Consider the following 678-nt stretch of genomic DNA (forward strand, 5'->3'; position numbering starts at 1 on the left):
ACGTTGGCAGATATTTTGCCAGAAAACGGAGAATTCAAAAATCAATAAAATTTAACAAAATGAAAAACAAATTATTTAAAATTATTACACTATCAGTTATTTTAGTTTCAACAATTATTTTAGTTCAAAGTTGTGCAGTTGCAAGTTTACCAAGCGAGCCAATGAATTTTTCAAAATCTTCCGAAAAAGGTTTACTTGTTGGTTCTGTGACATTTCCAACAAATAAACCAAATTTTAATGGTTACTTTTTTAGACTTACAAATAATACTTCTCAAGAATTTCAAGTAAACAGAAACCAAAGTGGTCAATTAGATGGCGGAAGAACATATTTATTTGCAATAGAAAGACCTGTTGGTGCTTCTGAAATTCCAAGTGTAAGATTGTTTCATAATAGCGGAATGATTGCTGGACAATATGATGTAAAAACAGGAGGTTTTTCAATTCCTTATGAAATTAAAAAAGGAGAAATTACATATATTGGAAATATAACTTTTAATGATTATGCAAAAAAAGGAGATACTGTTGTTGCGTTAAATAATAATTTCGAAAAAGATATTGAAGCGTTAAAAAAACTTCAACCAACGATAGATTGGAATAGCGCAAAAAATGACCAAAATAGAAAAATAGAATATAATAACAAGAAAGCAAGATTATAAAAAACATCTGCCAACAGCTACT

General features: G+C 28.3%; 1 protein-coding gene. It reads left to right on the forward strand.

Annotation, left to right across the window (positions count from 1 at the left end; translation table 11 throughout):
* The first annotated feature begins 59 nt into the window (after window positions 1-59).
* On the forward strand, window positions 60-656 hold the full coding sequence (locus ABEG11_RS19040; RefSeq protein ID WP_348825763.1) for a hypothetical protein: 597 nt from the start codon (window positions 60-62) through the stop codon (window positions 654-656).
* Window positions 657-678: the final 22 nt, after the last annotated feature.

The sequence above is a fragment of the Flavobacterium aestuarii genome, assembly GCF_040049115.1.
In the GTDB taxonomy this organism is placed as follows: domain Bacteria; phylum Bacteroidota; class Bacteroidia; order Flavobacteriales; family Flavobacteriaceae; genus Flavobacterium; species Flavobacterium aestuarii.

Bases quoted from the DNA above. Each gene is read 5' to 3' on its own strand.
- ABEG11_RS19040 (WP_348825763.1), top strand. From the start codon at position 60: ATGAAAAACAAATTATTTAAAATTATTACACTATCAGTTATTTTAGTT.